An 8,407-nucleotide genomic window follows, 5' to 3' on the forward strand; every position below is an offset into this window, starting at 1 on the left:
CGTCCGGAGTGGGCCCGACTTGCCTGACCCGAGCTACCCGTAAGGCTCACCGCGCCCAAGCCGCTAGTCCGTGCAACAAAGTCCATGAAAGCGCATATTGTGAACCGCCTGCTGCTGGTTGAGGACGAGAGCCTGGTGCGCATGGTCGCCAGGGAGGTCTTCCAAGATGACGGCTTTGAGGTGCTGGAAGCTGAGACCGGCGACGAGGCAATCCAGATGCTGGATGACCTGGACCATGTCGATATCGTGGTGACCGACGTCCGCATGCCCGGTCGCCATGACGGCGTGGATGTCGCCCTGCATGCGAGACTGCGGTTTCCACGGGTGCCGGTCATCGTCGCCACCGGTTACGCGACGAACATCCGGGACCGGCTGCGGCAGTTCGATCCCAGCGCCGTTCTGGTGGAGAAGCCCTACAGGCTCGACCGCTTGGCCGAACTCGCACGGGCCCTGTCCGGCAGTCCTCAGAACAATCAGTAGCCTAGGTGGCGCTGGGTAAGCTTTGACACCAGTACCTCTCGGTGACATGGAGGGCGGATGGTCCCTGTTCCCATCCCGCTGAAGGCGTCTCCGGCTGGCTTTCCGTTTATTTGGCCTGCCTCTCGCCATCAACGGGGTGCCTACAGTGTAATCAAAGCTAGGTTCTCCTGCATCGAACGGAACGGTCCCCGACAGATCGGTACGCAAGCTCGATTGTGTCACAACACTCATGACTGACCCTTTCCCGCCATTGATCAGGACGAGCCTCATCCAGGCAGCAGGGGACGTTGCGCATCGCATCGCCGCGCCACTAGCTGAGAGTGTTGACCGAGACGGACACTGGCCGCGCGAGGCCATGCAGGCCCTTGGGGTGAACGGCCTCCTGGGCTTGCATGTTCCCAAGCGGCTGGGCGGGCTTGGCGAGGGGCTTTCTGCCCTGGCCCAGGTGACCGAGGTGCTCGGCAAGGCGTGCGGATCGACCGCCATGTGCTTCGGCATGCACTGCGTGGCGACCGCGGTGATCGCGGCCAAGGCGACGCCGCTCCAGGAGGAGCGTTACCTTCGTTCCATCGCCGAGGGCCGTCATGTCACATCCCTGGCGCTGAGTGAGCCGGGCACCGGCGCCCATTTCTACCTGCCGCGTGCGACCTTCCGCCGTGAGGCAGACGGCTTCCAGATCCGGGGCAGCAAGAGCTTCGTCACAAGCGGTGACCACGCGGACTCCTACGTCGTGTCCACTGTCGCGCCGGGCGCCGAGCTGGACCCCGGCACCTTCACCTGCCTGCTCATCGATCGGCATACCCCCGGCATTGAATGGGGACCTGTGTGGAACGGGATCGGCATGCGAGGTAACAGCTCGCGGGCTGCCACGCTGAACGGCGTCCAGGTGCCCGAAGGCAACCTTCTGGGCCGCGAGGGCGACCAGATCTGGTTCGTGTTCGAGGTGGTGGCGCCCTTCTTCCTGGTCGCCATGTCGGGAACCTATCTTGGTATCGCTCAGGCAGCGCTGGACTTGGCCGTCTCACACTTGCAGCAGCATCGTCACGAGCACACCTCCGAGCGCTTGGCGGAGAATGCAGCCTTGGGAGAGAAGGTCGCGGAGATGTGGATCCAGGTGGAGCGCACTCGCCGCCTGCTGCAGCACGCTGCCAGAGCAGGTGACGAGGGCACGCCAGATGCGGCGCAGGCGCTGTTCGCCGCCAAGATCGATGTAGCCGACACCGTTGTCGCGGTCACCAACACCGCCATGACGTTGTTAGGCGGTCGGGGCTACCAGGAGAACGGCAAGCTCGCGCGCCTTATGCGCGATGCCCAGGCCGCACACGTCATGTCCCCGACAACCCACCTGCTGAAGGGCTGGCTGAGCCGGTCGGTGCTCGGCCTCCCGCTGCTGTAGCAGGAGAGACGATGCACGTCCTGATACTGACGGGTCCGGAGCCTGATATCTGGGTACGAGCGCGGTTGAGCTGGGCCTCCGAGGTCGGGGTGTCCGTGACCGCGGAGCTGACCTCCGGGCCGGAGGCGGACATTCTGGTGATCTCTCCTTCCTACGTCAGCCCCCTCGCCGCGGCGGCGGCTTTCCGGCGTAGGCGGCCCGCCGGGCAGATCATCTTCGTGACGGCGCCAGAGCGGCTGGAGGGTATGCGCCGCATGCTGCCCTTCTCCCCTGAGATCGCAGATGCCCGGATCCTCTCGGCAGACGCGGGCCCGCTGGACCTGCGCCAGGCTGTGGCGGAAGCCTGTGGCACCGTGGAGCGGCGCCAAGCCGCCAACAGCCTCCAAAGACGGTTAAACGCGAGAATCTCTGAGGTGACGCGCCTCGGGCCGCGTGGTCTCGCCGAGCACCGCGACAATGGCAACGCCCTGGCCGAGCGCTACCTATCAGCCATCCTGCAGAACGCACCGGACGCGCTGGTGGCCACGACCCGCGATTGCGCCATCGTTGGCTGGAACGACGCGGCTACGCGCCTGTTCGGGGCGACCTGGGACGAGGTGTCTGAGAAGAACTTCCCTGACCTGATCGCACCAGAGGACAGAAGGGCCGCGTCGGCTCTGCTTTCCCAGGCCGCAGCGGGGGAGAGCGTGCCACCACAGGAACTGCGGGTTCCGGGCAGAGACGGTGCCGTCCGTACGCTGGAGGTGTCGGCCGGTCCGATCGGCGGCGGCGGCACCGTAGAGGGCGTGTCTCTGATCGCCCGCGACATCACGCAGCGTAAGCAGAACGAAGCGAAGCTTATCGAACTCAACAATACCCTGGAACAACGCGTGGCGGACGAGGTGGCGAAGCACGCCAAGACCGAGGAGGCGCTGCGTCAGAGCCAGAAGATGGAGGCGGTGGGCCAGCTGACCGGCGGCTTGGCGCATGACTTCAACAACCTGCTCACCGGGGTGATCGGCAGTCTGGAGCTCCTACAGACTCGCGTGATGCAGGGGCGCATACAGGATCTCGGGCGCTTTGTAGCGACCGCGCAGGACGCCGCCAGGCGTGCGGCCGCGTTGACCCACCGCCTGCTCGCCTTCTCCAGGCGGCAGACACTGGATCCCAGGCCTACCGACATCAACCGGCTGGTCCGCGGCATGGAGGAACTGGTCCGGCGCACCGTCGGCCCCGCCATCGAGGTGGAACCGCTGGTCGCGGCGAGCGGCCTCTGGCCAACGCTGGTGGACCCAGGGCAGCTCGAGAACGCGCTGCTGAACCTCTGCATCAACGCACGTGACGCCATGCCGGAAGGCGGCAAGATTACCATCGAGACTGGCAACCGCTGGCTTGATGAACGTGCGGCCCGGGAGCGCGACCTGCCGCCGGGTCAATACGTCTCGCTCTGCGTCTCCGACACTGGCACCGGCATGCCAGCCGACGTCATCGAGAAGGCCTTCGACCCATTCTTCACGACCAAGCCCATCGGGCAGGGCACCGGCCTCGGCTTGTCCATGATCCATGGCTTCGTCAGGCAGTCCGGTGGACAGGCCCGCATCTATTCTGAGCTTGGCAAGGGCACGATGGTCTGCCTGTACCTGCCCCGCCACCTTGGAGAAGGCGAGGTCGTTGAGCCGGTTCCGCACCTAGACGAGGCACCACGCGCAGAGCAGGGCGAGACCGTGCTGGTGGTGGACGATGAACCTAGCGTGCGGATGCTGATATCCGAGGTGCTGGAGGATCTCGGCTATGAGGCGATCGAGGCGCCGGACGGCCCAGCAGCCCTGAAGGTCCTACAGTCGACCCGGCGCATCGACCTGCTGGTGACGGATGTCGGCCTGCCCGGGGGCATGAACGGGCGGCAGGTGGCCGATGCGGCGCGAGTGGCACGGCCAGATATGAAGGTGCTGTTCATCACCGGCTACGCCGAGAATGCGGTGCTTAGCCATGGGCATCTCGACCCCGGCATGCACGTCCTGACCAAGCCTTTCGCGTTGGAGGCGCTCGGCAGCCGTATCCGACAACTCATCTCGAAATAGGAAGCTCGAAAGGGAAGAGAGAGCCCCGAAACGTGAGCGGGCACAGAGGCCGGAGTTCATCTCTAGTCGGGAGCAGGACCGGAACTATGATGGTGTGCATTCCCGCCGCTCCGGCCGACGGGGTGCCATTGTAGAATCCTCCAGCCCGACTAAGGCATTTTAGCAGGTGGCAGCAAGAATCTGCGTCGTAATGCGACATCGGATTGGCTTGTCGAGATGGCTGAACGGCCGGTCGAGGATGGAGCAGTTGTTCAGGTGGCACATCCAGCTCCTCCGCGGCAAAGCGCTCTCAGCGGGAGGTACGGCAGCATCTGTTTCTCGCCTTCAGGATGACAGCAGCGGTGGCTTGTACGAGGCGCCCCCGCGCCGTTCCTCCTGAGCGATTTGCCGGGCGGTGCGGCAGATCTCCGATGCTCTCGTCGTTTCTAAGCCCTCATCAAGCAGCAGCGCCTGGAGTTGCCCCAGGGTCTGGTCGATGTAGGCAAGAAAGCATGGCATGGACGCACCTTGCATGCGCTCAGCCAAGGCGGCGCCGATCTCTTGCGGAGCTCGCGCATAAGCACTGGAGACAAACCCACTCATCAAATCTCCTCTTGCAGTGCGACTGAGGAGTAACAGTCTGTTACGCAGTGGGTTGCTGGCGTGTCTCCCGGACACCTCTAAAAACCTCCTTCGGCAGCGTCTCGGAAGATCCCAAGACATTGATTTTAATTGATCTGTAGTTTGAGGCAGGGACGTTTTTAGAGGTGTCCAGGTGATTAGCCGCCCGTTCGCGGCTTACCCGTGTCTGGGATGATTTCCGCTTCGGGCTGGCCTTTTACCCTGATATTCACGGGGCCGCCGGGACCCGGGTCGCCGGCAACCCGATTGTTATTGTCGCCCGGCTTGAGGTGGTAGCTCGCCGGATCGAGCCCCGGATTGTTAGGGTCGGTCTGGTCCTTCTTGACGTCGTGAGGACCTACACTGGTCGGACGCCCAGTTTCAGGTCCATGGCCCCAGTTTTTGTAGCCTTCTCGCCAAGCTGATTTGCTCACGCTGGCCTACTTTCATGAAGACAATGCTGCTGTCCCGGCAAGACACATTGTGTTCCGGCATTACCATTGTAAGTCTCTCAATATCTTCGGGCAGGATTTGAGAACTTCTGTGGGAGGCCATCGCGATGCCAAGGCGACAGCGGTCACCACACCTCAGGTGAAGCCACAGAGGGTCCTCTTCCGGCTCGCATCGCTGCGCCCTTCTGGAAGATCTAACCGGCATATCTAGGCTGCATGGATTGTACGATAATCAGTACATCGCATGCCAGCCGGCCTGACATGCCGCGACGCTACAATGCTGGTCACCACCGCATCCGGCCCTGTGCGGAGCTTTGTGCCCGGCCAGCCGAAATCCGCTTTGAGCAGCGATGCCGCCATCTTCTTGCGGATCATGGAACCGGCAGCCCGGCAGAAGGCGCGTGAGGATGCGAGGGCGACAACCTTCTTTCCTTGGCGCCGAGCTGACAGCAAAGTCATCAGTGGCTCTGGTGACTACCGGATAAGGACCTCGCGAGCGCGGCCAAGCGGTCGAGCCTGTAGGGCTTCTCCACCAGGACGACGCCAGGGGCGAACTGCTGCAGCCGGTCACGGATGTTGGCCGCGAACCCAGTCGCGACGATCACCGGGATCTGCGGAAACCGGGATCGGGCATGGCGGGCAACATCCACACCGTCGTGGCGTCCGGGCATGCGGACATCGGTGACAACGATATCGACGTGGTCCAGGTCATCGAGCAGCCGGATAGCCTCATCACCGTTCTCCGCTTCCACAACTGTGAAGCCGCCCACTTCGAGCACGTCCCTGGCGACCATGCGCACCAGACCCTCGTCTTCAACCAGCAGCAGGCGGTTCACGGCATAGGACTTTCAGGAGACCAGGGTCGGGTCGGGGCCGCAGGTCATTTCGAGGCTCTATCCACGCTACCGGGAACAACCCGTGATGGAACCCCTCATTGAACGGCCGGGTGAATGAAGCGGCGGTGTTCTCGCAGTGTTGAAGACCGGGATCGCCCGGATTGCCGAATTCTGTGTCGAAGACCGCACAACGGACCGCGTCCACGCGACGCCCGTCGCTACGCCACGCACCGCCGCGGCTAATAGCGCCTTTCAAAACCGTCTCTGAAGTGCGTTGAGGCAGATGAGTGGCGCCCGGCGAGTACGATGAGCGGTGATCGGCAATGATGATGAGCGCCTGGCGGTGCGGCGGAGGGTGAGCGAGTCGGCGAACCCGATACCCGCCAACGAGACACCGCAACATTCACCTAAGGCCGCTTGAGCCATGGCCGCCTCAGCTACCCCCAAATCTCCACGACGTTGACGGACGTGACCCGTGGTATCTGCGTGGACGAAGCCTTGCTGCAGCTCGCTTCCATGAGAAGCGGCGGGGCTGGTCCTCGTGCTTCCAGCTTGGTGATGGACGTTCGCCAGCCGGGCAGCATGACAAGGAAGCGACGCATCGGCTCATGAGACGTCACGGGGCGGCTGGCACCGGCCAGGAAACCCGACGGGCTACAGACGCTTCCACCAGTAACGTGGAGATGTGTGGATGACCCCTCATGAAGAGGCCCAGGCCGGGCAGCTGGCACAGAAGATCAACGACAAGGCCGGGCGCTTCCTGCTCGATCCCGCTTCAGGCTACCGGGAGGGCTATCAGCCATCTCCTAGCATTATCCGCAATGATGACCTTCTCAGCGCCGGGTCCGGCCCGCGCGTGGACAGCCAAGTCCTTCTGAGCGACTGGCTGGAGGCGATCGCCCGCAAGGATCTCACGGCGTGGCTCTGGCGCATCGATCATGCCGTCATGCCAAACGAGCTGGTGATTACGGGGCGCCGCTGAGCTGCCGTTTCTCCTTCGCGGCACGGGCGCGGAGCCATGCGCTGGACTGAGCCGGACGCCGGCGGTTCGCTCCACTGGCCCTTCACCTTGGTTCTTCCCGGGGCATCACCGCTGTGACCGCCCCGGTCAGCATCTGGCCGAAGCCGGGCAGTCTTTCGACCTGGGCGCGGCTTTCCCGGAGAGGCCCGCCGGCAGGTGGCTTCATGAGTCTGCTCAGCTGCTCAGGTCGGCCAAACCTCGACCCTCTGCCCAGCCTGAGATGCAGCAGTCCCCGGCCGAAGCTGGCTCTCCTGGAAGGCACGTTCCACCCCGTCCTTGCCCCGCGCCCGATAGGAACGGAAGCCGCTCTCCAGCGGCATGACCCGCGTGACGGTGAACTCGTTGCCCCGGATGTGGCCATCGCCCGCCCCACGGCCGAAAGCCACAACCTGGCCGATCTTGAATGCCGCATCGCTCATGTTGGCTCATCCTATCAACGGCACGCCTGAAGCGGTGCCTGGGGGCCTCAAGCCACCTGCTAGCGCAGGACACCACCCGAGGATGATTGACCGAGAACGAACGAGTAGCATGGATGGAAGCTTGAGCTGGCATGCCAAGCGGGCAGGCCCGCCTGCTGACGATCGGCCCAGCGGTATCTGTCAACGTGGTGCAGGCACTGGCCGATGCCCTGCGCTTCGATGAGAACAGGGGCGGCCCTGGCCTGGCGCGGCGTAGATCATGGCGAGCTTGGTCGCCGAGTATCGGGCAGGGCAGTGAGAGGCTGGCCTCGTGCTGCTGCAGATGCAGCCCGCCAGAGCCCACAGCATTCGAGAGGCGGGCAACTGCCCGCCTGGTTGAGGCAAATGCCCGCGCCATGCATGAGGGCAGGGCAGGGGCTGAGGAAACGAACTCCACCGGAAGCGTTAGCGTCTTGCCGGCTGGACAGACCCCTCATTGACCAGCTTGGCCGACGCCAAAGCGTTGCTAAAGGAACGATCAGTGACCGAGAACAAGCAGAAGGCCGAGAGCATCAGCCCAGGCGAGATGGCCGATCTTGAGGCGGAGGTTGTTTACCTCGCCAAGAGACACCGGGTGTCTCCCGCCATCATCCGGGAGATCATCCGCAACGCCGGCTCCAGCGAGCGCAGCATCGTGGAACGGGATCTGCAGAAGGGAAAATCCCGGCGGTAGGAGGCTGACCTGCGAACCCCAGTGCCACACAAGCCGTGCGGCTTATGGTGCAAAGCTTACCGCCGCCGGGCCTGTCGTGCGGCGTAGCGGGCATCCCGCGCCGCCTTCTGCAGCGCCGGCAGTTCGGCGGCACGTTTGGCAGCAGCTTCTGCCTCGGCGGCCTGCTGGCTCAGCAGGGCCTCCTGCTTCTCGGCCGCGGCCGCCTTTTCGGCGGCGAGGCGCGCCGCCTCTTCCTCGCGCAGGATCTTGCGGGCCGCATTGCGGGCATCCCGGGCATCGCTGATGGCCTTGCGTTCGGCCTGCTGCTGCAGCAGCACCGGATCATCCGGCCCCGGGCGGGCGCGGAAGCGCTCTAGTGTCCTGATTCTGTAGTTCCTCCGATCTGCTGGGTGCGCTGGCAGAAGCGCTGTATGGCACCGAGGATGTCGTCG

9 protein-coding genes are annotated in these 8,407 nt (G+C 64.1%); 5 read left to right on the forward strand and 4 right to left on the reverse strand.

Annotation, left to right across the window (positions count from 1 at the left end):
* Positions 1 to 99: 99 nt before the first annotated feature.
* The 3 genes from EBE87_RS26890 to EBE87_RS26900 all read left to right on the forward strand — a co-directional run bounded on the left by EBE87_RS26890 (position 100) and on the right by EBE87_RS26900 (position 3,936).
* Positions 100 to 480 (forward strand): response regulator, encoded by a 381-nt coding sequence (locus EBE87_RS26890; RefSeq protein ID WP_158601032.1) that lies wholly within the window; start codon positions 100 to 102, stop codon positions 478 to 480.
* Positions 481 to 709: 229 nt separating this feature from the next.
* Positions 710 to 1,876 carry an acyl-CoA dehydrogenase family protein gene (locus tag EBE87_RS26895; protein WP_120640512.1) on the forward strand — a complete coding sequence of 389 codons (1,167 nt, stop codon included), beginning with the start codon at positions 710 to 712 and terminating at the stop codon, positions 1,874 to 1,876.
* Between the two features lie 11 nt (positions 1,877 to 1,887).
* Positions 1,888 to 3,936 (forward strand): PAS domain-containing hybrid sensor histidine kinase/response regulator, encoded by a 2,049-nt coding sequence (locus tag EBE87_RS26900; RefSeq protein WP_120640511.1) that lies wholly within the window; start codon positions 1,888 to 1,890, stop codon positions 3,934 to 3,936.
* A 324-nt stretch (positions 3,937 to 4,260) separates the two neighbouring features.
* Here EBE87_RS26900 and EBE87_RS26905 read toward each other — a convergent pair whose 3' ends face one another.
* Both EBE87_RS26905 and EBE87_RS26910 read right to left on the reverse strand, forming a co-directional pair.
* Complete coding sequence (locus EBE87_RS26905) at positions 4,261 to 4,518, reverse strand: hypothetical protein (protein WP_120640510.1); 258 nt, start codon at positions 4,516 to 4,518, stop codon at positions 4,261 to 4,263.
* A gap of 928 nt (positions 4,519 to 5,446) precedes the next feature.
* On the reverse strand, positions 5,447 to 5,824 hold the full coding sequence (locus EBE87_RS26910) for a response regulator (RefSeq protein WP_120640509.1): 378 nt from the start codon (positions 5,822 to 5,824) through the stop codon (positions 5,447 to 5,449).
* 691 nt (positions 5,825 to 6,515) lie between these two features.
* On the opposite strand from EBE87_RS26910, the gene EBE87_RS26915 reads away from it, so the two are divergent.
* Positions 6,516 to 6,806, forward strand: a complete 291-nt coding sequence (locus tag EBE87_RS26915; protein ID WP_120640508.1) for a hypothetical protein — start codon at positions 6,516 to 6,518, stop codon at positions 6,804 to 6,806.
* Positions 6,807 to 7,027: 221 nt separating this feature from the next.
* Here the strand turns inward: EBE87_RS26915 and EBE87_RS26920 are convergent, their stop codons facing one another.
* A complete protein-coding gene (locus EBE87_RS26920; RefSeq protein ID WP_120640507.1) occupies positions 7,028 to 7,264 on the reverse strand; it encodes a hypothetical protein in 237 nt (78 codons plus the stop codon).
* Between the two features lie 520 nt (positions 7,265 to 7,784).
* Here EBE87_RS26920 and EBE87_RS26925 point away from each other — a divergent pair.
* Complete coding sequence (locus tag EBE87_RS26925) at positions 7,785 to 7,976, forward strand: hypothetical protein (RefSeq protein WP_120640506.1); 192 nt, start codon at positions 7,785 to 7,787, stop codon at positions 7,974 to 7,976.
* Positions 7,977 to 8,032: 56 nt separating this feature from the next.
* On the opposite strand, the gene EBE87_RS26930 is transcribed toward EBE87_RS26925, so the two are convergent.
* Entirely contained in the window at positions 8,033 to 8,377 is a 345-nt protein-coding gene (locus tag EBE87_RS26930) for a DUF6481 family protein (protein WP_367605431.1), read from the reverse strand.
* Between the last annotated feature and the right edge of the window lie 30 nt (positions 8,378 to 8,407).

Source organism: Teichococcus wenyumeiae (assembly GCF_003696345.1).
Classification (GTDB): Bacteria; Pseudomonadota; Alphaproteobacteria; order Acetobacterales; family Acetobacteraceae; genus Pseudoroseomonas; species Pseudoroseomonas wenyumeiae.

Bases quoted from the DNA above. Each gene is read 5' to 3' on its own strand.
- EBE87_RS26915 (WP_120640508.1), top strand. From the start codon at position 6,516: ATGACCCCTCATGAAGAGGCCCAGGCCGGGCAGCTGGCACAGAAGATC.
- EBE87_RS26905 (WP_120640510.1), bottom strand. From the start codon at position 4,518: ATGAGTGGGTTTGTCTCCAGTGCTTATGCGCGAGCTCCGCAAGAGATC.
- EBE87_RS26895 (WP_120640512.1), top strand. From the start codon at position 710: ATGACTGACCCTTTCCCGCCATTGATCAGGACGAGCCTCATCCAGGCA.
- EBE87_RS26900 (WP_120640511.1), top strand. From the start codon at position 1,888: ATGCACGTCCTGATACTGACGGGTCCGGAGCCTGATATCTGGGTACGA.
- EBE87_RS26920 (WP_120640507.1), bottom strand. From the start codon at position 7,264: ATGAGCGATGCGGCATTCAAGATCGGCCAGGTTGTGGCTTTCGGCCGT.